Genomic DNA, 21,292 nt, shown 5'->3' on the forward strand with positions numbered 1-21,292 from the left:
ATTTGTCTGCGCAAGCCTTTTACTGCGATGAGATCTGCGGGAGAGAGCCATGAACATCGCCAGCGTGCGTCGGCCCATCATCCCCCCGACCCCGCCGCGCGCGCCGGACAATCTGTCGTTCTTCGGCCGGCTTGCGGTGATCAGGCAGAACATGATCGCCACCTGGGGACAGCGCGCCTATGAGGAAGAGATCATCCAGGGCCGCTTCTTCCTGCACAAGAGCTTCATCCTGAACCAGCCGGATGCGATCCGGCATGTCCTGCTCAGCAATTACGAGAACTACACGCGGACGCCGGCCGGCATCCGCATGCTACGTCCCGTGCTCGGCGAAGGTCTCTTGCTCGCCGAAGGTCATGCCTGGACGCATCAGCGCCGGACGCTCGCGCCCGCCTTCACGCCGCGCGCTACCGCCAATCTCGTCCCGCACATGACGGCGGTGCTCGACGAGACCATCGCGAAGCTGGATGCGCGCACGAACGAGCCGATCGATCTGCGCGAGATCATGCAGCGCATGACACTGGAGATCGCCGGGCGCACGATGTTCTCGTTCGGGATGGACCGGCACGGCCCGACCCTGCGCAACTTCGTCATGGAATATGCCGAGCGGCTCGGGCGGGCCTACTTCCTCGACATGGTGCTGCCGGTGTCCTGGCGGACGCCGATGGATCGGGCCCGTGCCCGCTTCCGCACGCGCTGGACCGCATTCGTCGCGATGCTGATCGCCGAGCGGCGGGCGGCGGGCAAGAAGGCCGGCGCGCCGCCGCGCGATCTGTTCGACCTCATGGACGAGGCGCGTGATCCTGAAACGGGCAAGGGTTTTTCCGACGAGCAGCTCGTCGACGAGGTCGCGACCATGATCCTGGCGGGTCATGAGACGACCGCGACGGCGCTGTTCTGGGCGCTCTACCTGCTGGCGCTTGATCCTGAGACGCAGGAGGAGGTCGCCTCCGAGACCCGCGGCGAGCATCTCGACAGCATCGCCGATATCGACCGGCAAAAATTCACCCGCGCCGTGGTCGACGAGACCATGCGGCTTTATCCGCCGGCCTTCCTTGTCGCCCGGGCCGCGCGCGACAAGGACGTTGTGGCCGGTGCTGAGGTCAGCAATGGCGACATCATTATGATCGCGCCCTGGCTGCTGCACCGGCATGAGAAGCTGTGGGATCAGCCGAACGCGTTCATCCCAAAACGCTTCATGTCGAAGGAGCCGCCCGATCGCTTCGCCTATCTGCCGTTCGGCGCGGGCCCGCGCGTCTGCGTCGGCGCGCCGTTCGCGCAGGCCGAGTCCGTGCTGGCGCTGGCCCGGCTGATCGGCGCGTTCCGCGTCGAGCTGGCGGACGCGACGCCGGTCATTCCGTATGGCGTCGTCACGACCCAGCCTGACCACTCACCCCTGTTCCGCATCACGCGCCGGTGACAGGCTCTGGCCGTCGGCGTGATCCACCCCAAATAGAGTTGCGCCATGAGCGACACCCAGGCCCAGTTTTCCGTTCTGAAGCAGACCGCCGACCCGAAGGTGGTCGATGCGATCGCGCGTCTCATTGAAGACGGCGAGGATCACGAGCTCAACCGCGTCAATGTTCTCGACTTCGCCACGCAGCACGGCGTCGATGAAGAGCACGCGATTTCCGCCTTCCTGCATTCGGCGCGGCTCGGGTTGTTCGATCTCGGCTGGAACGTGCTGTGCCCCGGCTGCGGCGGCGTGCTTGGCGCCCACACGACGCTGAAGGCGCTCAAGCCGGACGATTATCACTGCGCGCTCTGCGCCTGCGGCTACAAGGCCTCGGTCGACGATCAGGTCGAGGTCTCCTTCACCGTGAATCCGCGCGTCCGGCGAATCGCCGCGCACGATCCCGATATGCTTCCGGTGTGGGAGTATTTCAAGCAGGTGTTCTGGAGTTCCGGTGTCGACTTCAACAAGGAATCGTTTGCGACACTGGCCAACGAGGTGACGCTGGATACGATGGAGCTGCCGGCCGGCGAGAAGGCGACGATGTCGCTGCAACTCCCGAACGACTTCATCATCATCTTCGAGCCGGTAACGCACGCCGCTCATTTCATCGACGTCCAGGGCGAGCCGACCAAGGATCGCCAGCAGTTCGCCATCATGTACAACAAGGTGCAGGCGCCGACGGGGACTACGACGATGCGGCCGGGGCCGCTGCGGCTGTCGCTGGAGAACCAGGCCGGCGTGCGGGTGCTGCCGTCGGTATTCATCGCGGCCGAGGCGCTCCATCATCTGATCGGCAAGCGCAAGCCGTTCCTCACTGCCAAGCGCATGCTGTCGAACCAGACGTTTCGCGATGTCTTCAAGGCGGACAATCTCAGTCTCGACCAGCGACTCCAGATCACCTCGCTGACCTTCCTGTTCACCGACCTGAAGGGCTCGACCGCGCTCTACGAGCGCGTCGGCGATCTCGCCGCCTTCGATCTGGTGCGCGCGCATTTTCATGCGCTGCTCGAGATCATCTCCTCCGAGAAAGGCGCGGTCGTGAAAACGATCGGCGATGCCGTGATGGCGACCTTCGTTCGCCCCGAGCACGCGATCGTCGCAGGTCTGCGCATGCGCGCGGCGATGGACGAGCTCAACAAGCAGCGCGGCACCGACGATCTCATCGTCAAGATCGGCATCCATGAGGGGCCGTGCCTTGCGGTGATGCTCAACGAGCGGCAGGATTATTTCGGCCAGACCGTCAACATTGCCGCGCGTGTTCAGAGCCTGTCGACCGCGCGGGAGATCCACATCACCGGCCCGGTGCTGGACGCGCCGGCGGTCGCCGAGGTCTTGCAGCAGCGCGCGATCAAGCCGATCCAGAAGCAGGCGGCGCTGCGCGGCATTGCCGACAAGATGGTGGTGTACGAGATACCGTGAGGCCTTCGCGCATGAGCGCTACTCAGATTGCCGAAACGTAATCAGCGCGCGGAACTGACGCACATTGCGCCGGTTGAGTTTCCCGCTCATATAATGTTGGTAACGGCCGCGCCCTCGCGGCGTCATCGATTTCGGTAGGATCTTATGCTCGACGGCCTGCGTCAATTCATCGCTGAGATTGTGGCACCTCACGCTGCGGATCGCGCCTTCGGCGATAGCGACTATCGGCTGGCGGCCACTGCGCTGTTGGTCCACGTGGTTTCGCTGGACGGCCAGCCGTCGCAGGCCGAGCAGAGCAAGCTGCACACCCTGATCGAAAGCCATTTCGGACTCGACCGGGGCACGGCCGACCGGCTGATTGCGGATGCGACCCAGGTCGAGGGCGAGGCGGTCGATCTTTATCACTTCACCAGCGTCATCATGCGCTCGCTCGACGAAGAGGGCCGCAAGCGCATCGTCCAGATGATGTGGGAGCTGGTCTATGCCGACGGCCAGGTCACCGAGTTCGAGGACAACGTCGTCTGGCGTGCCTCCGACCTGCTCGGGATTTCCCAGCGCGACCGGATCGATCTCAAGCACGCCGTCGCGGACCGCGCCGGCGATCAGGTCAAGGACAACGCTGTCGGCGGCTGAGCTATCGCCAACGTGGCGTGATTCCCGGTTGTGCGGCTCACATGACGAAACTTTAATGTAGCGTCACGCCGCCTGAGATCCGGATTCCCCTGCAGATCCGCGGTTTTCCCGCTTTCCCTGTTACCCGCTCAAGCCGCCATGCTGCCAGCGCCGCTTGCCTGTCGCGCGTGGCCTATGCTCCAGTCGCGCCATTACGGGGCCAAAACGTCAATTTAAGAGACTGCGATCGTGACTGAGCGGGTAACGTTGATCACCGGTGCTTCGGCGGGCATCGGCACGGAGCTGGCGCGTGTGTTTGCCGCGAATGGACACCGGCTCGCGCTGACGGCGCGACGTGCCGACCGGCTCGAGGCGCTCGCGAACGAGCTCACCTCCAAGTGCGGCAAGAAGCCGATCGTGATCGCCTGCGATCTCCAGCAAGCCGATGCCGGCGAGCGGATCGCCGCCGCGCTCGCTGCCGAACAGGTCGAGCTCGACAATCTCGTCAACAATGCCGGCTTCGGCGTGTTCGGCGATGCCATCGAGCGCGACCGCGACGAGCAGGTCGGCATTGTCGACGTCAACGTCCGGGCGCTGACTGATCTGTCGCTGCGCTTTGCCGACCAGCTCATCAGGAACAAGGGTGGCCTGCTCAATGTCGGCTCCGTCGCGGGCTTCCTGCCGGGTCCCGGCATGGCCGTCTATTACGCCTCGAAGGCTTACGTGATTTCGCTCACCGAGGCCTTGCGGGCGGAGCTCGCGCCACGTGGTGTTCGCGTTACCGTACTCTGCCCAGGGCCGGTGCAGACCGAATTTCAAGGGCGCGCCGGTGTCGGCTCCGGGCATGATACGGCCCTTCTCAATGTTTCTGCCGCCGATGTTGCACAACAGGCCTATCGTGGCCTGATGGCGAACAAACGGGCAGTGCTGCCGGGGCTCGGCATCAAGATTGTGCCGTTCGCACTGCGTTTCTTCCCGCGCGGCTTCATCCTGTCCGCCACCAGCCGGTTCCAGCGGCAAAGACGCTAACGTACTCCCGAAGCACCCGTAGTGGCCCGGAGCTTGCTTCAAGATCGGGGCGCGTGTGCGCGAACTCACACGATGTTAACCGTCGCTTAGCTATGCTGGGGGCTTGAACTGATAGCACTCGCAGAGGCCATGTCGTTTCGGACGGACAGGTTTGGTGGCGCAGAATTGGTGCCCTTCCCCGGAAGGACGCCGAGCGCGGCCGCCTCCGAACCCCTTCGGCCGGTTCTGATCGTCCTGCACCAGGAATCCTCGACGCCCGGCCGCGTCGGCAATGCGCTGCGCGCGCTCGGCCATCGTCTCGACATTCGCAGGCCGCGCTTCGGCGATCCCCTGCCCGACACGCTCGACCGGCACGCCGGCGCCGTGGTCTTCGGCGGCCCGATGAGCGCCAATGATCCCGACGACTACATCCGTCGCGAAATCGACTGGATCGAAATTCCGCTCCGCGAACAGCGGCCGTTCCTCGGTATCTGCCTGGGCGCGCAGATGCTGGCGAAGCAGTTGGGTGCACGCGTCGCGCCGCATGCGCAGGCACTGACCCAGATCGGCTATTATCCGATCCGCCCGACCGCGGCTGGCCACGCGCTCTGCCCGGACTGGCCGGCGCAGGTCTATCATTGGCATCGCGAAGGATTTCAGTTGCCTGCAAGTGCCGAATTGCTTGCGGAAGGCGATGATTTTCCGATCCAGGCGTTCCGTGCCGGCAATGCCTTCGGCGTGCAGTTTCATCCTGATGTGACCTACGCAATGATGCATTGCTGGACCACGCGCGGCTATGACGGCCTCAGCGCGCCCGGCGCGCGCGAGCGGCATCATCATTTTGCGGATCGCGCGGTCTATGACGCCGCGGAACGTGCCTGGCTCGATCATTTCATCGACGGCTGGCGGGCACGCCGCGCCGTGCTGGCGCAAGCCGCCGAGTGATCGCGCCTTCGCGCAAGTCCTTGGCACAAGTCCTTGGCACAAGTCCTTGCTTCAATCCTGATTATGCTAGGCTCGTTGCCAACGAGCGCGCGCGAACGCGTGCCGGCCAACAGAGGGAGAGCGCGATGGCCTATGAGCATATTCTCTATGAAGTGAGCGACCGGATCGCGACCATCACGCTCAATCGCCCTGATCGCATGAATGCGTGGACGCCGGTCATGGAGCGCGACGTGCGCCATGCGATGGAAGCGTCGAGCACCGACGACAATGTCCGCGTCATCGTGCTCACGGGTGCGGGCCGCGCGTTCTGCGCCGGCGCTGACATGGACGCGCTGAAGGGGCTCGATCCCAACGACGTCAGGCGTACCTCGAACCTGCCGCCCTTCGACATGAATCGCCGGCCGGACTGGCAGACGCGCTACGGCTTCTATCCGTCGATCGGCAAGCCGGTCATCGCCATGCTCAACGGTGCGACGGCCGGTATCGGCCTCGTGCATGCGCTCTATTGCGACCTGCGCTTTGCCGCCGACAACACGGTGTTCACGACCGCCTTCGCGCGCCGCGGCCTGATCGCCGAGCACGGAATCTCATGGATGCTGCCGCGTATCGTCGGTCATGCCAACGCAATGGATCTGCTGATCTCGGCGCGTCGTGTTCCAAGCGAGGAGGCGTTGCGGATCGGGCTGGTCAACCGGCTCTGCCCGCCCGAAAAGCTGCGCGAGGAGACTTACGCCTATGCCCGCGATCTCGCCGATTTCGTCTCGCCGAGCGCGATGGCCGTGATCAAGCGGCAGCTCTACGAGGTGCCGTTCCAGACGCTCAGCGAGGCAACCATCGAGGCCAACCGGGAGATGATGGTGGCGCTGAACGGCAGCGATTTTCGGGAGGGCGTCGCGAGTTTTATGGAGAAGCGGCCGCCAAGGTTTACGGGGAGGTAGGCGAGCTGGCTGAACCAGTCCGTCTTCGCCCTGCGGGCTTCGCCGGACACCACGCTTCGTCCTTCGGGCTTCCCGTGGCTGCGCCACGCGAAGCCCGAAGGGCGAAGCGTGGTGGAGCCAGGCGGGATCGAACCGCCGACCTCGTCATTGCGAACGACGCGCTCTCCCAGCTGAGCTATGGCCCCTTTGCTGGCCGCTCTGGTAAACGCGGCCGACAACCGGGCGCCATTTAAGTCTCCGCCAAGGTCAAGTCAAGGACGGGTGTAACCCGGTTTTAGCCATCCGGACGCCGACTTCCCTTGTTAGGGCCGGGGGGAACCGATATCTAGCCATGACCGCCCCAAAGCACTGTCCCAATGACACAGGCCCAGAGAGTGTTTCGCTGATGCGCCCGATAGTCTACATTCTGATCCAGATCATCAATCTCTATATCTACCTGCTGATCGCATCGGCGATCTTGTCCTGGTTGATCGCGTTCAACGTTGTGAATACCCGCAACCAGTTCGTCGGCGCGGTGTGGGAGTTTCTCTATCGGATTACCGAGCCGGTCCTCGGCCCCATCAGGCGCAGGCTGCCGGCGATGGGCGGGCTCGATCTGTCTCCGATCGTCGCCTTCTTCGTGCTTTGGTTGATCCAGCTCTATCTCGCCGAGTACGTCTATCCGAACGTGCCGTAGGCTGACGGAGCCTCGATGGTTCCTTGGCGCACCTCCACCACGGGCGTTAGCATCGCGTTGCGCGTGACGCCGCGTGGCGGACGCGACGCCGTCGACGGGATCGAGCAGCTCTCCGACGGCCGCAGCGTGCTGAAGGTGCGGGTGCGTGCCATCGCCGATGGCGGCGAGGCCAATCGCGCGGTGCTGGTGCTGCTGGCGAAATCGCTTGGCATACCGAAGGCCTGCGTCAGTCTCCTGTCCGGGACGACGTCGCGGCTGAAGCAGGTCGGCATCGCGGGTGATCCGGCACGTCTTGCCGAGGCGTTGCGCAAGCTCGCTTCAGTCGAATCGACAGACCAAGGAAACTGACATGACGGCCAAGATCATCGATGGAAAAGTCATCGCGGCGGACCTTCGTGCCCGCGTGGCCGACGAGGTCGCCCGCGTCAAGCGCGAGCACAATCTGGTGCCGGGCCTCGCAGTGGTTCTGGTCGGCAACGATCCCGCCAGCGAAGTCTATGTTCGCTCCAAGCATACGCAGACCCAGGCCGCCGGCATGGCCTCGTTCGAGCACAAGCTGCCGGCGGACGTCTCGCAGGCAGATTTGCTGGCGGTCGTCGCAACGCTCAACGGCGATCCCGCCGTGCACGGCATTCTGGTGCAGCTGCCGCTGCCCAAGGGCCTCGACACCGAGGCCGTGATCAATGCCATCGATCCTGCCAAGGATGTCGACGGCCTGCATCCGAACAATGCCGGCCGGCTTGCCGGTGGCTTCGAGGCGCTGTCGCCCTGCACACCGCTCGGCTGCATCATCCTGACCAAGACCGTGCATGCTTCGCTGGAAGGCATGAACGCCATCGTGATCGGCCGCTCCAATCTGGTCGGTCGCCCGCTGGTGCAATTGCTGCTGAACGAGAACGCCACGGTGACGATCGCGCATTCGCGCTCGCGCGACCTGCCCGGGCTCGTGAAGCAGGCCGATCTCGTCTATGCCGCGGTCGGCAGGCCGGAGATGGTGCGTGGTGACTGGCTGAAGCCGGGTGCGACCGTGATCGATGTCGGCATCAACCGCATTCCGAAGGACGGCGGCAAGACCCGCCTCGTCGGCGATGTCGCCTATCAGGAAGCGCTTGGCGTTGCCGGTGCGGTGACGCCGGTGCCGGGTGGCGTCGGCCAGATGACGGTCGCCTGCCTGCTCGTGAACACGCTGCGCGCGGCTTGTGCGATCGCGGGTTTGCCGAAGCCGGCGGTATAACTGGTCGTCATTCCGGGGCGATGCGGAGCATCGAACCCGGAATCTCGCGCCTCGATCGCTGGATTCCAGGTTCGCGCTGTCGCGCGCCCCGGAATGACGATCAGACCTTCTTTTTCTTCTCGCGCTCGATGCCTTCGAGGATCAGCTTCTGCGCTTCCTCGGGGCCGCCCCAGCGCAAAATCTTCACCCACTTGCCCTTCTCGAGATCCTTGTAGTGCTCGAAGAAGTGCTGGATCTGCTGCAGCGTGATATCGGGCAGGTCGGAATACGATTTCACCTTGTCGTAGCGCTGCGTCAGCTTTGACGACGGCACCGCCAGAATCTTCTCGTCGCCGCCGGCTTCGTCTTCCATCATCAGCACGCCGACCGGGCGCACGCTCATGACGGCGCCGGGGATGATGGCGCGGGTGTTGACGATCAGCACGTCGCAGGGATCGCCGTCATCGGACAGGGTGTGCGGGATGAAACCGTAGTTACCGGGGTAACGCATCGGCGTGTAGAGGAAGCGATCGACCACCAGCGTGCCGGCTTCCTTGTCCATCTCGTATTTGATCGGTTCGCCGCCCACGGGGACTTCGATGATGACGTTGACGTCATGGGGGACGTTTTTTCCGATCGAGACCGCATCGATACGCATTCAATAGGCTCCGTTGTTGCCGAAGTTAAATCTCGCCCGGCAGCGATTTTGGCGCTGTCATACGCGGGCTTGGCCCGCTGATCCATGGTGTTCTTGTGAAATAATGAATCCAGCAATCACCGGCTCAAAAGCAACGGGTATCGACGGATGGGAAGCGCTGAGATTATGCTTTCAGCAGCTCAATTGGTCCAGGCGAAGGCAACCTTGTCGAGCGACTTCGGCCCGAACCGCTCCGAAGAGCGCGCCACCATGCGGCCACCCAGCGCCCGATAGAATTCGGTCGCAGGATCGTTGTCCGAGAGCGCCCAGACCACCATGCTCTTCAGATTGCTCTGCATGAGGTCGCGGCGCGCGGCGGTGAACAGACGGCGGCCGAAGCCGAGGCCCTGAAACTCGGGGCGCAGGTACAGCTCGTAGATTTCGCCGTCGAAATGCAGGCTGCGGGCGCGATTGCGGCCGTAGTTGGCGTAGCCTGCGATCTTGTCGCCGAACACCAGCACGCTGACGCGGCTGCCCTTGCGGATTGCGCTGTCCCACCACTGCGGACCGCGACGGTTGATCAGCTTTTCCAGCTCGGCGCCGGGAATGATGCCCTGATAGGCGGAACGCCAGGCTTCGTCATGGGTGGACGCCACCGCAGTTGCATCTGCAGCTTTGGCCGGCCGGACCTCGATCAGGGTTGTGCTCATGGACGCGATCAAACCAAGTCGCCGCGCCGGCGGCAAGACCTATCGTTAATTATCGGTTAACCTGTGGACTTTCTGCATCAGTATTTCAACCATGTTGTACCGAAAAAAGACAAGACGCCATTTCGAACGGCAGCGCTCTGCCATGCGACGGTGCAAAACTTCGGTGCCGCAACGAATGAACGCCGATGGCAACGCAGAAAGTCCGCCCAGAGTGATTCGTTCCGACTAGTCTGGCCTGAACCATCCGTGCTCGCCCTCGGCCATTCATGCGGATCTTCGACACCTTTGCCCTTCTGCCTCTGCTGATCGTGCTGACGGCGCCGCCTCTGTGCGCCCAGGTCACGTTTGGCGCGTCGGGCGCAGAGAGCGAGCCGTTCCGCCACCAGGAATGGCGGGTGCCGTCGCCGGATACCGACATTGCCGCGCGCGCGCTGCTGTTTCGTCCCCTCGGCGCCGGTCCGTTCCGGCTTGCGGTGATCGCACATGCATCGACGCAGAACGTGTTGCGTCGCGCGCAAATGCCGCAGCCGGAATATCGCGCGCTCGCAGCGTTTCTCGTCGCGCGCGGCTTTGCCGTGCTGGTGCCGGAGCGGCTCGGCCATGGCGCGACCGGTGGCCGCTATGTCGAGGACCAGGGCGGCTGCGACGAAGCGGACTACGCACGCGCGGGCCGCGCCACCGCGGAGGAAATTTCGCTCGCGCTGGACTATCTGCAAAAGCAGGATTTTATTCGCAAGGATGGCGCGGTCGTGATCGGTCATTCCGCGGGCGGCTGGGGTGCGCTGGCGATGGCGAGTGCCGACCCCAAAGCGATTTCTGCGATCATCGCATTTGCACCCGGACGCGGCGGTCACGCCAATGACGAACCGAACAAGGTCTGCGCGCCACATACGCTTCTCGCGGCCGCGGCCGAATTCGGCAAGGCGGCGCGCATTCCCGTCACATCGCTGGTCGCAGCCAATGACAGCTATTTTGCGCCGGCATTTTCGAAAGCGTTGGCGGACGCGTTTCGCAGCGGCGGCGGCAAGGACGATTTTCGAACGTTGCCGGCCGCGGGCAGCGAGGGCCACTGGATGATCGAGACCGAGGCTGGCGTCCAGGCCGCAAGCGGCGAGTTCGCGCGCGCGCTGAACCTGCCAAAACCTGTGGCGACCAAGAAGCCATGACGCTGTATTTCCTGGTCAAATATCTGCACGTGCTCGGCGCCATCGTCATCCTCGGCACTGGAACCGGCATCGCCTTCTTCATGCTGATGGCACATCGCACGAACGACACGGCGTTCATCGCGCGCACGGCGTCGGTGGTAGTGATGGCGGATGCGATCTTCACGCTGTCGGCCGTGATCCTGCAGCCGGTCACCGGCGGCCTGCTGATGATGCTCTCGGCGACGCCAATCACCGAAAATTGGCTGCTGGCCTCGCTCGCGCTGTACGTCGTTGCAGGCTTGTTCTGGGTCCCCGTCGTCTTCATGCAGATCGAAATGCGCGATCTCGCGCGCAAGGCCGCCGAGCAGCACGTCGCGCTGCCAGAACGCTACTTCACCCTGTTCCGCCGCTGGTTCGCGTTCGGCTTCCCCGGCTTCGGCGCCACGATGGCGATCCTCTGGCTGATGATCGCAAAACCGTTTTGAAAGACGCGATGAACCAGCGAACCATTTTGGTGCTCGGCGCCTCCGGCCTGATCGGCCGCTTCGTCACCGACGATTTGCGCGCGCGAGGTTTTCGCGTGGTCGGTGTCGCGCGCAGCCTGTCGCCCGCGCAGAAGATGAGCGCACTCGATATCGAACAGCCGATCCTGTCGCTCGACGCGTCCGCGCTGATACGCTTGCTGAGCGAGCATGCCGTGGATGTCGTCGTGAACTGCCTCGGCGTGCTCCAGGATGGCCCCGGCAGCGACACCAACGCCGTGCATCGCGATTTCGTCGCGCGGCTGCTTCAGGCGATTGCCGGTAGCGGCCGTGCGATCCGGCTGGTGCACATCTCGATTCCAGGGACGGCGGATGAAGATCGCACCGCCTTCGCCACCACCAAGCGCGAGGCTGAACGGCTGATCGCGGCATCCCACATTCCCCACGCCATCCTGCGGCCCGGCTTCGTGGTCGCGCCGTCAGCCTATGGCGGCAGCGCCATGCTGCGCGCACTCGCCGCCTTCCCGCTCGACCTGCCGGAGAAGGAGATGGCAACGCGCTTCCAACCCGTCGCGGTCGAGGATATCTCTGCGACCATCGCCTGGCTCGCGGTGCGCGATATCGACGATGCGTCCGTGAAAACAGTGAGCTGGGACCTGATGCAATCCGAGCCAATCACGATGGCCGGTGTCATCAAGCAGTTCCGTCTCGCATTCGGCACGGCCGGATGGCCGCACCTTGCGATGCCATCCTTCATGCTCGATCTCGGCGCTGGAATCGGCGATCTCGTCAACACTCTCGGCTGGATGCCCCCGATGCGCTCCACGGCCATTGCCGAGCTCCGCCGCGGCGTGAACGGTGATCCCTCGGCGTGGATCGCCGCGACCGGCATCGCGCCGAGAACGCTGACGGATGCGATCGGGCGCCACCCCGCCACCGTGCAGGACAAATGGTTCGCACGGCTGTTCCTGATCAAGGCGCTGATCGTCGCGAGCCTGGCCGCGTTCTGGCTCGTCTCCGGCTTCATCGCCCTGTTCGTGTCCTACCGCGCTGCCGCCGGGATCTTGTCCACGCACAGCTTCCCGCCCGCACTGGTCGGTCCCATCACCATCGGCACCAGCCTGATGGACCTGAGCATCGGCGTGCTGATCGCCTTCCGCCGCACGGCGGCGATCGGGCTCGTTGCTGGCATCGTCGCCTCGCTCGGCTATATGCTTGGCGCAGCGATCCTGACCCCCGACCTCTGGATCGAGCCGCTCGGTGCGCTGGTGAAGACAGGACCGGTGATCGTGCTGATGCTGGTCGCGCTTTTCATGCTGGATAATCGCTGATGCCAAAATGGCCTGATGACGACGTGATCCTATTCGACGGCGTTTGCGTCTTCTGCTCGCGCTGGGTTCGCTTCGTCGCGCAGCGCGACACCGAGAAGCGGTTTCGCTTCACGCCGATCCAGTCGGATTACGGGTCGAAGCTCGCGCGCACCTTCGACATCGATCCGGATGATCCCGATACTAACGCAGTGATCCATGGTGGTGAGGTGGTTATGAAGTCCGACGCTGCGCTGACCGTGCTTTCGCTGCTTCCGGGCTGGGGCTGGGTGCGCGCACTGTTCGCCGTGCCGAAGCTGCTGCGCGACCCCGTCTACAGCCTCATCGCGCACAACCGCTATCGCATTTTTGGGAAGTACGATGTCTGCTTCGTGCCCGATGCCGATTTGCGGGCGCGGGTGATCGAGTAGCACCTCCTCGTCATTGCGAGGAGCGAAGCGACGAAGCAATCCAGACTGTCTCCACAGAGAGATTCTGGATTGCTTCGCTGCGCTCGCAATGACGGAGTGTGCGGTTACGGCTTGCGCAGAGCCACCAGCACTTCCCCTGCGGCGCGTTCGCCCGAGTCCCTCGCCCCATGCGCCGTCGAGAAGAAGTTCGGCGAGGTCGCTTCGCCTGCGAAGAACAGCCGCTCGTCCACCGGAGCGGCGAGCACCGCACGGGCACCGGAATGGCCCGGCAGCGCGTGCGAATAGGAACCTCTGGCGAAGGGGTCCTTTGCCCAGCGGGACTCCGCGAGCGGCTTGAGCTTGCGGCGGATGTCGTTGCCGAGATAGTCGACGATCTCGTCGATGCTCTGGGCTGCGAAGGCGCCATCGCCGCCATCCTCCAACTCCCGGGCAAAGCGGCCACCGAAAAAGCCCTCGATGCAGGGCTGGCCGAACGGGCGGATGTGGTAGGTGCCCATCGCGGTGCGCATGGTGGCGCCGCGCAGATTGCCTTCCTGCGGGAAAGCTTCGGCATCAGCGAGCGCCAGCGTCACCTTGTCGTCGACCCCGAGCGGCAGGCCGCGCGCGGCATCGACCTTGGCTGGCAGGGGCGGGAGAAAGCGGATCGCTTCGTCAGCGAGCAGGTTGGTCGGAACTGTGATGATCACCTTCCCCGCGGCGAGCGTGCCCAGCGACGTCTCGAGGCGGATGCGTGGGTCGGAATGGTCGATCAGGGCAACATTGCAGTTGAGCACCACAGGCGCGGCCGCGCCGTAGGCCGCGACCAGTGCGCCATACCCGGCCCGCACCCGCCAATTGAAGTAAGTGTCCTCGTAGGCCTCCATGTCGAGGATCGAGACCTGATCGAGTTCGCAGCCGTTCACATAGGTCGAGACCGCATCGATCATCGGATTCCAGCGATTGCCGGGCTCGAGATAGCAGTCGGCCGCCCGATCCTCGCCATTTGCTGCTGCGTCCCAGAGACGCTCGTAGAATTCGTCGATCGCGAGCACGAAGGCCTCGCGCTCGTGCTCCGGAAATACGTCGCCAAAAGCGCGATCGCCCCAGGGCGGCAGATCGGTGTTGAGCTCAAACTTGAGCCGCTGGGCAATCGGGACAAAGGAATTTTTGTCCGCCGAATGCAGCCAGCCACAGCCGACATCGAAGGTCACGTCCGGCGAGGCTTGTACGGTCCAGGCGCGCCCGCCGATCCGGTCCCGCGCTTCCAGCACGATCACGGACAGGCCGGAGCCTCGCAGCGCATGCGCGGCGCCGAGGCCGGCCGCGCCGGCACCGATGATCGCGACATCGACGGAGGAAGGGAGGGACATGGGTGGGCTCTAGCACGTTCGCTGAGCATGCTGAAGCCGGGCAGGTATGCCCGTTCTCGTGTCCCGGACGCGGTGCCGCGCGTAACGCCGCTCCGCAGAGCCGGGACCCAAGAGAGCGGTCGAGCTTCGTAGGGTGGGCAAAGGCGCTCTTGCGCCGTGCCCACCATTGTCGTCCGGGATTTCGAGTGGTGGGCACGCTACGCTTTGCCCACCCTACGGCAGTACGGTGAGAGCGGCGGCCTTACGCCACCGCTTCCTTGGACTTTTCCGCGCGCTTGCGCTCGTTCGGGTCGAGGTGCTTCTTGCGCAGGCGGATCGACTTCGGGGTGACCTCGACGAGCTCATCGTCCTCGATATAGGCGAGCGCCTTTTCCAGGGTCATGCGGATCGGCGGGGTCAGGCGCACCGCTTCGTCCTTCGAGGTCGTGCGGATGTTGGTGAGCTGCTTGCCCTTGAGCACGTTGATCTCGAGATCGTTGTCGCGGGTATGCTCGCCGACGATCATGCCCTTGTAGACCTTCCAGCCCGGTTCGATCATCATCGGGCCGCGGTCTTCCAGCTTGAACATGGCGTAAGCCACCGCTTCGCCCTGGTCGTTGGAGATCAGCACGCCGTTGCGGCGGCCCTGGATCTCGCCCTTGTACGGGGCATAGCCGTGGAACAGGCGGTTCATGATCGCGGTGCCGCGGGTGTCGGTGAGCAGTTCGCCCTGGTAGCCGATCAGCCCGCGGGTCGGCGAGTAGAACACCAGGCGCTGACGGTTGCCGCCGGACGGCTTCATCTCGACCAGCTCGGACTTGCGCTCGCTCATCTTCTGCACGACGACGCCGGAATGCTCCTCGTCGACGTCGATCACGACTTCCTCGATCGGCTCCATGGTGGCGCCGGTGGCTTCGTCCTTCTGGTACACGACGCGCGGGCGCGACACCGAGAGCTCAAAGCCCTCGCGGCGCATGGTCTCGATCAGGATCGCGAGCTGCAATTCGCCGCGGCCGGACACTTCCATCGCATCCTTGTCGGTGGCCTCGACGACGCGCAACGCGACGTTACCCTCGGCTTCGCGCAGCAGACGGTCGCGGATCATGCGGCTCGTCACCTTGTCGCCTTCAGTGCCGGCGAGCGGGGAGTTGTTGACGATGAACGACATCGACACGGTCGGCGGGTCGATCGGCTGCGCCGGCAGCGGCACCTCGACGGTCGGATCGCAGAAGGTGTCGGCGACGGTGCCCTTGGTCAGGCCGGCGATGGCGACGATGTCGCCGGCTTCAGCTTCATCGAGCGGCGTGCGCTCGAGACCGCGGAATGCCAGGATTTTGGTGATGCGCCCGGTCTCGACCAGCTTGCCGTCGGCATGCAGCACCTTGACCTGCTGGTTCGGCTTGAGAATGCCGGACGAGATGCGGCCGGTGATGATGCGGCCGAGATAGGGATTGGCCTCAAGGATGGTGCCGATCATCCTGAACGGACCCTCCTCGACCGTCGGCGGTGCGACGTGGCGCAGGATCAGGTCGAACAGCGGCTCCATGCCCTTGTCCTGGGGACCCTCGGGGCTTTCGGCCATCCAGCCCTGCTTGGCCGACCCGTACAGGATCGGGAAGTCAAGCTGCTCCTCGCTGGCGTCGAGCGCCGCGAACAGGTCGAACACCTCGTTGATGACTTCGGTCGGGCGCGCGTCGGGGCGGTCGACCTTGTTGATGACGACGATCGGCTTGAGGCCGACCTTGAGCGCCTTGGAGACCACGAACTTGGTCTGCGGCAGCGGGCCTTCGGCGGCGTCGACCAGCACCAGCGCGCCGTCCACCATGTTCAGGATGCGCTCGACCTCACCGCCGAAATCGGCGTGGCCGGGGGTGTCGACGATGTTGACGCGGGTGTCCTTCCACTGCACCGAGGCCGCCTTGGCCAGAATGGTAATGCCGCGCTCACGCTCCAGGTCGTTGGAGTCCATGGCGCGATCCGTCACCTTCTGGTTCTCGCGGAACGTGCCGGATTGCTGGAGGAGTTTGTCGACGAGGGTTGTCTTGCCGTGGTCGACGTGGGCGATGATGGCGACGTTACGAAGATTCATGAGTGAGCTTCTTTGCGGTCGGACAATGGGTTAAGCGCGATCTCGCCGGTCAAGCCGGGACCTCTTCTCGGACAACGCTGAAAACGTGGAAAACGGGGCCTGCTACGCCCAAAAAGGAAACCCGGCCATATCGACCGGGTACCCTATGCGTTTGCGGCGCAATATAGGGAAAAAACGCCAAAAAACAATGCGTTCTTTCGAGGTTGGTTGACTGAATTTTGTCCGGGAATCCCCGGAGCTTAAGCGATCCCGGGCCAAACCGGCCCTTTATTCGCGCGATGGCCGCCCCAACTAGCCCCGGGCCGAGCTTCGGTCCGCTTCCTCGGTCGGATAGACCCCCCGCAACACCTCCTCGAAATGCAGCTTCACGGCGTCGTTGCAGCGGCAGGCGCGCAGGCGCAGTCCGTCATGGTTGCGGACCAGGATCGAGCCGCGCCGCGTGTCGAGGACGCCTTCGGCCCTGAACGATTGCAGCACGCGGCTCGTATAGCTGCGCCCCACCCCGAGCAATGTGGCGAGCTGCTCATGCGTCAGCGGCACGCTGCTCTCGTCGCCGGTCCGCTCCATCGCGGCGATGATCCATTTGGCCGTGCGCTGCTCGATCGAGTGGATGGCGTTGCAGGCGGTCGACTGAAACATCTGCGCCAGCATGCAGTCGGCATAGCGGGCGAAGATATTACGCAGCGACGGCGAACGCGCCTTGGCCGCCTCCAGCTTGCCGACCTGCATGCGCGCAAACGGGCCGCCGAATTTCACGCAGATGCGGGTATAGGCCGGCAGAAATCCCTCACTGACGATGCCGCCCACCGCGCCTTCGCGGCCGACCAGAATGGTCTCGACATCGCGGCCGTCCTCATTCGGGACCAGAAACGTCGCGAGCGATGGCCCGCAGGGAAAGTGCACGACCTGGACGTAGTCGCCGGGGCTGTAGAGCAACTCGTGCGCCGCAGCGTCGTCAAGGGCGATGTGCGGTGCGAGCAGCGCATAGTCCACAGCGCTCAAGCGCCGCAGCAGATTGTTCGCGGGCCGGCTGTCGATCTCGTTTGCCTTGCTGATACGCGCATCCATCGCGAACTCCCGCCTCCTTTCCACATTAGCGAGTTCCGTTTGCTCCCTGTGTGCAGATGTGGACAGACAGTCAAAACTGTTCTGTGGTGAGTTTCGTTCCGGGAACCCTCCGATGCGCTGGGCGCGGGCGTCGGCATGAGGCCGCCCGGATCGGAAAGAACACATGCAGCCCTCAACAGCCAGGATCATGATACCCGCCTCCCCGAACGGTTCGGCCGACATCCCTGCCGATGTTCTGGTCGTCGAGGACGATCCGATCATCGCCATCGATTTCGAGGATCGTCTGCTCGGCTTTGGCGTGATGAGCGTGCGCAGCGTGGGCTCGGTGGCGCAGGCGCTGAATGCGATTACGGCACGCGCGCCCGATTTCGCGCTGCTCGATGTCGAATTGATCCGCGAGAAGAGCTTTGCGATCGCCGAGCGGCTCGCAGCGCTGGAAATTCCCTTCGTCTTCGTCACCGGCTACGGCGCGGAAACCAGCATTCCCCCGCAATTTGCCGCGCGTCCGCGGCTGCAGAAGCCGTGCTCCGGCGACGCGCTGGAGGCGGCGCTGCAGAGGCGCGGCGCGTGACGGCGCTTTAGCTCAGGCGAATTTCGGATCGAGCGTGGTCGACCACAGCGCGACGTCGGCGCGGTCGCGCAACGTCACGGTCACCTGGCCCGAGGCACCGTCGATCTTGACGTGACCGAAGAACTGCATGCCGGCGGACGGCGGCAGGTTCTGCTTGTCGAGGCCCGGAGCCTTGATGAAGCGCACGTCGGGGCCGAACGTGTTGTCGAGCTCGTTCGGACCGAACGTGCCGGCGTGCAGCGGACCCGAGACGAATTCCCAGAACGGCTCGAAATCCTGGAATTGCGCCTTGTTCGGATCGTAGTAGTGCGCGGCGGCGTAGTGCACGTCCGCCGTCAGCCACACCGTATTCTTGATCGGCGCCGTCTTGATGAAGCGCAGGATGTCGGCGATCTCGAGCTCGCGGCCGCGCGCCGGGCCGTCGCCTTGCGCGAAAGCTTCCGACCCCTTCTTGTTGGCGGCATCGTCATAGACGATCAGGCTGAGCGGCATGTCGGAGGCGATCACCTTCCATGTCGCGCGCGAGTTGAGCAGGCCGCGCTTCAGCCAGGCCATCTGCTCGGGCCCGAGGAAATAGCTGGCCGGGCCGTACTCCGTCTCGAGGTTGGCACCGTTCGGGCCACGATAGCTGCGCTCGTCGAGCACGAACACGTCGAGATGCGGGCCGTAGGAGATCTTGCGATAGACCCGGCCCGGCTCGACGATGCTCTCGCGCATCGGATACATCTCGTGGAAGGCGCGGCCCGCGCGCGCCGCGAGCAGCGAGATGTCGCGCACCTTGTAGGTCGCCGGCAGCTCCTTCGACAGCGACCAATTGTTGGTCACCTCGTGATCGTCCCACTGCACGAAGATCGGCACCTCGGCATTGAAGGCGCGGACATTGTCGTCGGTGAAATTGTATTTGTGCGCGGCGCGATACTCGTCCAGCGTCTCGGCGACCTTGGCCTTTTCGGGGATCGTGACGTTCTTCCAGATCTTGCCGTCGGCAAGCTTGACCTCGGAGGGGATCACGCCGTCGGCGTAGATGGTGTCGCCGGAATGCAGCAGGAAATCCGGCCGGTGCTTGCGCATCGCCGCGAAAGTGAACATGCCGCCGTCGTCGGGATTGATGCCCCAGCCCTGGCCGGCGACGTCGCCGCCCCAGACGAAGCTGACGTCGCGGCGATCGGCCGGCGCGGTACGGAAGCGGCCGACCACCGGCTCGCCTTCGATCGCGGTGTGGGAGAGATCGCGGAAGCGAACGCGGTAGAAGATGTCCTGTCCGCCGGGAAGATTGTCGATCAGCATCTTCGCGGTGAAGTCGCTTTCGGGCAGGGCCGCGATCGGCGGCAGTGCGCGGGCGTCCTTGAAAGATTCCGTCGTCGCCACCTCGACCAGCATCTGCGCGGGTCGGTCGGTGCGCGCCCAGACCACACCGCCGTCGACGGTGACGTCGCCGGATTGCACGCCATGGGTGACCACAGGCCGGTCGGCCGCACGCGACAGATGCGGCATCGCGATCGCGCCGAGCGCTCCGGCGCTGGTGGTGAGGAAATTGCGGCGGGAGAATCTGATCTTCATGGATCGCTCGCTGGCTAGCGGTCTCAGGCGCGTCTCGCGCCGTCATTCCGGGATGGTCCGAAGGACCAGACCCGGAATCCCGAGATTCCGGGTTCGCGCTCTGCGCGCCCCGGAATGACAGCGGAAGATATTGGGACAATGTGACGGGGCAATTACGCGCGCAAGCGCTTATGCGTTGCCGGCGGCCCGGAATTGCGCGCCGGTGCGTTGCAGGTTCTGCGGCAGGCTGAACAGCGCCGCCTTGCGGTCGGCAACCGCGGCGTGGAATTGGTCGAGCACGATGTTGAAGGCGGTCAGTGCACCTTCCTCGATCGCGCCGTGATCGTAGCAGCGCAAGGTGTCGCGCAGGATCTCGTCGGCCTCGGCCTGCATCTGGTCGAGATCCTCGGTGGTCTCGCTCTTGCGGGCGGTGGCGAGCATGTCGAGCAGGCGTTCGCGCAGATGGCTGTTGGTGTTGCGCTCGTCCTTCTTCAGGTAGCCCGCGAACCACGCGCCGAGCGAGCCCGTGGCCGAGAGCGCCATCAGGCTCCACCAGATGTAATCGCTGTACTTGTCGAGGAAGGTTTTCTCTTCGCCGTCGACGAAGGCGGCTGCGCCCGGATGCACGGGGATCACCGCGTCCTTGTCGGTATCGGGCGTCTCGATCTTCGCAGCCTGCGGGAAATCGGTCAGCAATTGCTGGCGCACGGCGAACAGCTGTCGCGTGAAGGCTGCGACGGTGGTTTCCGACAGGCCTTTGCGCGCCACGATGTGATGCGAGAAGCTGATGGTCTTGACCTCGTCATCGGGACGATCGGGCGAGCCGCCGTAAGCGCCAGCGGGAATTTCGGACGCTTCATAGACCGGATGGTTCTGCGCGATCGCGTCCGCCGAATCGATCGCGAGGAAGGTCGGCGTGCCGCCATCCTTGGCGGAGGCAGCGATCGCGTCGGACGTGATCTTGCTGTTGACGGGACCGGCCGCGAGATAGACGTCGGCTTTCTGGGTCTTGATCGCTTCGGCGACTTCGCTCGCCGGGAATTGCACGATCTCGACCTTGGCCGGATCGACGCCGTATTGCTGCAGGATCACCTTGAGCAGATTGACGTTGGCCTGCGTCTTCCCGACCACGCCGACGCGATGGCCGGCGAGCTGCGCGATCTTGGTGATCTTCGCGCCCTTCTTCTTGCCCTTGCCGGGCACGGACCACAGCACCACGACGTTCTTGCGCAGTGTTGCAACGGCTTGCGCGTTCTTGGGGACATCGAGATCGCCGCGCACGATGGCGAGATCGGCCTTGCCCTCCGCGAGCAGATCCGCGCTGGCAGTGGCGCCGTCAGTCTGGACCGGGCGCAGCCGCACAAAGCCTTTGCTCTGCGCGAAGGCCTGCGTCAGTGTCTGCACCACCTTGACGTCGTCGCTGTTGGCGGGACCGACCGCGATCTTCAGCGTCACCGGTCGCATCGCAAAGTAGTAGCCGCCGGCCAGCGCGCCGATGATGGCGAGCACCAGCGCCAGAGACACGAGCGCGGTCTTCCGCGCCGCGGATCGCGGCGAAGGCGGAGAGGGCGTTTCGGCCAGGTTCGATTCCCCGGTCATCGATCTCCCAAACGGGCGCTTCGGGCTCAGTTTCATCTTGGCCGGCGATTTACACCTGCAATTGTAGCAAATTTCTTGTCCGGCGGGGTTACATCTCCGTCATGGTTAGCGGATCGGCCAAA

The 21,292-nt window shown here is 64.3% G+C and carries 21 protein-coding genes and 1 tRNA gene; 14 read left to right on the forward strand and 8 right to left on the reverse strand.

The genetic code is table 11. From position 1 onward, the window contains the following. The first annotated feature begins 49 nt into the window (after positions 1–49). The 6 genes from ACP2YP_RS01785 (at position 50) to ACP2YP_RS01810 (ending at position 6,375) form a co-directional block, all read left to right on the forward strand. Entirely contained in the window at positions 50–1,417 is a 1,368-nt protein-coding gene (locus ACP2YP_RS01785; RefSeq protein WP_426421940.1) for a cytochrome P450, read from the forward strand. 45 nt (positions 1,418–1,462) lie between these two features. Continuing rightward, on the forward strand, positions 1,463–2,872 hold the full coding sequence (locus ACP2YP_RS01790) for an adenylate/guanylate cyclase domain-containing protein (RefSeq protein WP_426421941.1): 1,410 nt from the start codon (positions 1,463–1,465) through the stop codon (positions 2,870–2,872). A gap of 144 nt (positions 2,873–3,016) precedes the next feature. After that, positions 3,017–3,505 (forward strand): TerB family tellurite resistance protein, encoded by a 489-nt coding sequence (locus ACP2YP_RS01795; RefSeq protein ID WP_426421942.1) that lies wholly within the window; start codon positions 3,017–3,019, stop codon positions 3,503–3,505. Positions 3,506–3,733: 228 nt separating this feature from the next. After that, positions 3,734–4,513, forward strand: coding sequence for an SDR family NAD(P)-dependent oxidoreductase (locus ACP2YP_RS01800; protein ID WP_426421943.1), 780 nt, complete (start codon positions 3,734–3,736; stop codon positions 4,511–4,513). Positions 4,514–4,642: 129 nt separating this feature from the next. Then, positions 4,643–5,437 (forward strand): glutamine amidotransferase, encoded by a 795-nt coding sequence (locus ACP2YP_RS01805; RefSeq protein WP_426421944.1) that lies wholly within the window; start codon positions 4,643–4,645, stop codon positions 5,435–5,437. A 125-nt stretch (positions 5,438–5,562) separates the two neighbouring features. Beyond that, on the forward strand, positions 5,563–6,375 hold the full coding sequence (locus ACP2YP_RS01810; protein ID WP_426421945.1) for an enoyl-CoA hydratase: 813 nt from the start codon (positions 5,563–5,565) through the stop codon (positions 6,373–6,375). A 109-nt stretch (positions 6,376–6,484) separates the two neighbouring features. Here the strand turns inward: ACP2YP_RS01810 and ACP2YP_RS01815 are convergent. Further along, positions 6,485–6,560 (reverse strand) — tRNA-Ala (locus ACP2YP_RS01815). Between the two features lie 200 nt (positions 6,561–6,760). Here ACP2YP_RS01815 and ACP2YP_RS01820 point away from each other — a divergent pair. The 3 genes from ACP2YP_RS01820 to folD are packed head-to-tail and all read left to right on the forward strand — an operon-like array spanning position 6,761 to position 8,285. Continuing rightward, on the forward strand, positions 6,761–7,051 hold the full coding sequence (locus ACP2YP_RS01820) for a YggT family protein (protein ID WP_027533227.1): 291 nt from the start codon (positions 6,761–6,763) through the stop codon (positions 7,049–7,051). 15 nt (positions 7,052–7,066) lie between these two features. Beyond that, positions 7,067–7,399: a DUF167 domain-containing protein gene (locus ACP2YP_RS01825; protein ID WP_426421946.1), complete on the forward strand. Its 333-nt coding sequence runs from the start codon at positions 7,067–7,069 to the stop codon at positions 7,397–7,399. A gap of 1 nt (position 7,400) precedes the next feature. Then, positions 7,401–8,285, forward strand: a complete 885-nt coding sequence (gene folD, locus ACP2YP_RS01830; protein WP_426421947.1) for a bifunctional methylenetetrahydrofolate dehydrogenase/methenyltetrahydrofolate cyclohydrolase FolD — start codon at positions 7,401–7,403, stop codon at positions 8,283–8,285. A gap of 100 nt (positions 8,286–8,385) precedes the next feature. On the opposite strand, the gene ppa is transcribed toward folD, so the two are convergent. Together ppa and ACP2YP_RS01840 are read right to left on the reverse strand one after the other, a co-directional pair. Further along, on the reverse strand, positions 8,386–8,922 hold the full coding sequence (gene ppa, locus ACP2YP_RS01835; protein ID WP_426421948.1) for an inorganic diphosphatase: 537 nt from the start codon (positions 8,920–8,922) through the stop codon (positions 8,386–8,388). 179 nt (positions 8,923–9,101) lie between these two features. Next, positions 9,102–9,611, reverse strand: coding sequence for a GNAT family N-acetyltransferase (locus ACP2YP_RS01840; protein WP_027533231.1), 510 nt, complete (start codon positions 9,609–9,611; stop codon positions 9,102–9,104). A 266-nt stretch (positions 9,612–9,877) separates the two neighbouring features. On the opposite strand from ACP2YP_RS01840, the gene ACP2YP_RS01845 reads away from it, so the two are divergent. From ACP2YP_RS01845 to ACP2YP_RS01860, 4 genes are read left to right on the forward strand one after another with little or no spacing between them, the layout of a single operon-like run. Further along, a complete protein-coding gene (locus ACP2YP_RS01845) occupies positions 9,878–10,777 on the forward strand; it encodes a dienelactone hydrolase family protein (protein WP_426421949.1) in 900 nt (299 codons plus the stop codon). Then, positions 10,774–11,241 (forward strand): DUF2269 family protein, encoded by a 468-nt coding sequence (locus tag ACP2YP_RS01850; RefSeq protein WP_426421950.1) that lies wholly within the window; start codon positions 10,774–10,776, stop codon positions 11,239–11,241. Before ACP2YP_RS01845 ends, ACP2YP_RS01850 begins: the two co-directional genes overlap by 4 nt. An 8-nt stretch (positions 11,242–11,249) precedes the next feature. Continuing rightward, a complete protein-coding gene (locus ACP2YP_RS01855; protein WP_426421951.1) occupies positions 11,250–12,569 on the forward strand; it encodes an SDR family oxidoreductase in 1,320 nt (439 codons plus the stop codon). Further along, positions 12,569–12,976: a thiol-disulfide oxidoreductase DCC family protein gene (locus ACP2YP_RS01860; RefSeq protein WP_426421952.1), complete on the forward strand. Its 408-nt coding sequence runs from the start codon at positions 12,569–12,571 to the stop codon at positions 12,974–12,976. The genes ACP2YP_RS01855 and ACP2YP_RS01860 overlap by 1 nt, the downstream gene beginning before the upstream one ends. Positions 12,977–13,080: 104 nt before the next feature. On the opposite strand, the gene ACP2YP_RS01865 is transcribed toward ACP2YP_RS01860, so the two are convergent. The 3 genes from ACP2YP_RS01865 to ACP2YP_RS01875 form a co-directional block, all read right to left on the reverse strand. Further along, the gene (locus ACP2YP_RS01865; protein ID WP_426421953.1) at positions 13,081–14,325 is read right to left on the reverse strand and encodes a flavin monoamine oxidase family protein; all 1,245 of its coding nucleotides are present in this window, start codon (positions 14,323–14,325) and stop codon (positions 13,081–13,083) included. A 241-nt stretch (positions 14,326–14,566) separates the two neighbouring features. After that, on the reverse strand, positions 14,567–16,393 hold the full coding sequence (typA, locus tag ACP2YP_RS01870) for a translational GTPase TypA (protein ID WP_426421954.1): 1,827 nt from the start codon (positions 16,391–16,393) through the stop codon (positions 14,567–14,569). A 291-nt stretch (positions 16,394–16,684) separates the two neighbouring features. After that, the gene (locus ACP2YP_RS01875) at positions 16,685–17,461 is read right to left on the reverse strand and encodes a Crp/Fnr family transcriptional regulator (RefSeq protein WP_426421955.1); all 777 of its coding nucleotides are present in this window, start codon (positions 17,459–17,461) and stop codon (positions 16,685–16,687) included. 163 nt (positions 17,462–17,624) lie between these two features. Between ACP2YP_RS01875 and ACP2YP_RS01880 the strand changes: the two genes are divergently transcribed. After that, on the forward strand, positions 17,625–18,032 hold the full coding sequence (locus ACP2YP_RS01880) for a response regulator (RefSeq protein ID WP_426421956.1): 408 nt from the start codon (positions 17,625–17,627) through the stop codon (positions 18,030–18,032). Positions 18,033–18,044: 12 nt separating this feature from the next. Here ACP2YP_RS01880 and ACP2YP_RS01885 read toward each other — a convergent pair whose 3' ends face one another. Continuing rightward, positions 18,045–19,592, reverse strand: coding sequence for an alkaline phosphatase D family protein (locus ACP2YP_RS01885; protein WP_426421957.1), 1,548 nt, complete (start codon positions 19,590–19,592; stop codon positions 18,045–18,047). Positions 19,593–19,760: 168 nt separating this feature from the next. Next, complete coding sequence (locus tag ACP2YP_RS01890; protein WP_426421958.1) at positions 19,761–21,206, reverse strand: TAXI family TRAP transporter solute-binding subunit; 1,446 nt, start codon at positions 21,204–21,206, stop codon at positions 19,761–19,763. Positions 21,207–21,292 lie beyond the last annotated feature (86 nt).

Source organism: Bradyrhizobium genosp. A (assembly GCF_049949275.1).
Classification (GTDB): Bacteria; Pseudomonadota; Alphaproteobacteria; order Rhizobiales; family Xanthobacteraceae; genus Bradyrhizobium.

Bases quoted from the DNA above. Each gene is read 5' to 3' on its own strand.
- ACP2YP_RS01855 (WP_426421951.1), top strand. From the start codon at position 11,250: ATGAACCAGCGAACCATTTTGGTGCTCGGCGCCTCCGGCCTGATCGGC.
- ACP2YP_RS01890 (WP_426421958.1), bottom strand. From the start codon at position 21,206: ATGAAACTGAGCCCGAAGCGCCCGTTTGGGAGATCGATGACCGGGGAA.
- ACP2YP_RS01845 (WP_426421949.1), top strand. From the start codon at position 9,878: ATGCGGATCTTCGACACCTTTGCCCTTCTGCCTCTGCTGATCGTGCTG.
- ACP2YP_RS01850 (WP_426421950.1), top strand. From the start codon at position 10,774: ATGACGCTGTATTTCCTGGTCAAATATCTGCACGTGCTCGGCGCCATC.
- ACP2YP_RS01875 (WP_426421955.1), bottom strand. From the start codon at position 17,461: ATGGATGCGCGTATCAGCAAGGCAAACGAGATCGACAGCCGGCCCGCG.
- ACP2YP_RS01790 (WP_426421941.1), top strand. From the start codon at position 1,463: ATGAGCGACACCCAGGCCCAGTTTTCCGTTCTGAAGCAGACCGCCGAC.
- ACP2YP_RS01880 (WP_426421956.1), top strand. From the start codon at position 17,625: ATGCAGCCCTCAACAGCCAGGATCATGATACCCGCCTCCCCGAACGGT.
- ACP2YP_RS01825 (WP_426421946.1), top strand. From the start codon at position 7,067: ATGGTTCCTTGGCGCACCTCCACCACGGGCGTTAGCATCGCGTTGCGC.
- ACP2YP_RS01785 (WP_426421940.1), top strand. From the start codon at position 50: ATGAACATCGCCAGCGTGCGTCGGCCCATCATCCCCCCGACCCCGCCG.
- folD (WP_426421947.1), top strand. From the start codon at position 7,401: ATGACGGCCAAGATCATCGATGGAAAAGTCATCGCGGCGGACCTTCGT.
- ACP2YP_RS01840 (WP_027533231.1), bottom strand. From the start codon at position 9,611: ATGAGCACAACCCTGATCGAGGTCCGGCCGGCCAAAGCTGCAGATGCA.
- ACP2YP_RS01795 (WP_426421942.1), top strand. From the start codon at position 3,017: ATGCTCGACGGCCTGCGTCAATTCATCGCTGAGATTGTGGCACCTCAC.
- ACP2YP_RS01865 (WP_426421953.1), bottom strand. From the start codon at position 14,325: ATGTCCCTCCCTTCCTCCGTCGATGTCGCGATCATCGGTGCCGGCGCG.
- ppa (WP_426421948.1), bottom strand. From the start codon at position 8,922: ATGCGTATCGATGCGGTCTCGATCGGAAAAAACGTCCCCCATGACGTC.
- ACP2YP_RS01860 (WP_426421952.1), top strand. From the start codon at position 12,569: ATGCCAAAATGGCCTGATGACGACGTGATCCTATTCGACGGCGTTTGC.
- ACP2YP_RS01820 (WP_027533227.1), top strand. From the start codon at position 6,761: ATGCGCCCGATAGTCTACATTCTGATCCAGATCATCAATCTCTATATC.
- ACP2YP_RS01810 (WP_426421945.1), top strand. From the start codon at position 5,563: ATGGCCTATGAGCATATTCTCTATGAAGTGAGCGACCGGATCGCGACC.
- typA (WP_426421954.1), bottom strand. From the start codon at position 16,393: ATGAATCTTCGTAACGTCGCCATCATCGCCCACGTCGACCACGGCAAG.
- ACP2YP_RS01885 (WP_426421957.1), bottom strand. From the start codon at position 19,592: ATGAAGATCAGATTCTCCCGCCGCAATTTCCTCACCACCAGCGCCGGA.
- ACP2YP_RS01805 (WP_426421944.1), top strand. From the start codon at position 4,643: ATGTCGTTTCGGACGGACAGGTTTGGTGGCGCAGAATTGGTGCCCTTC.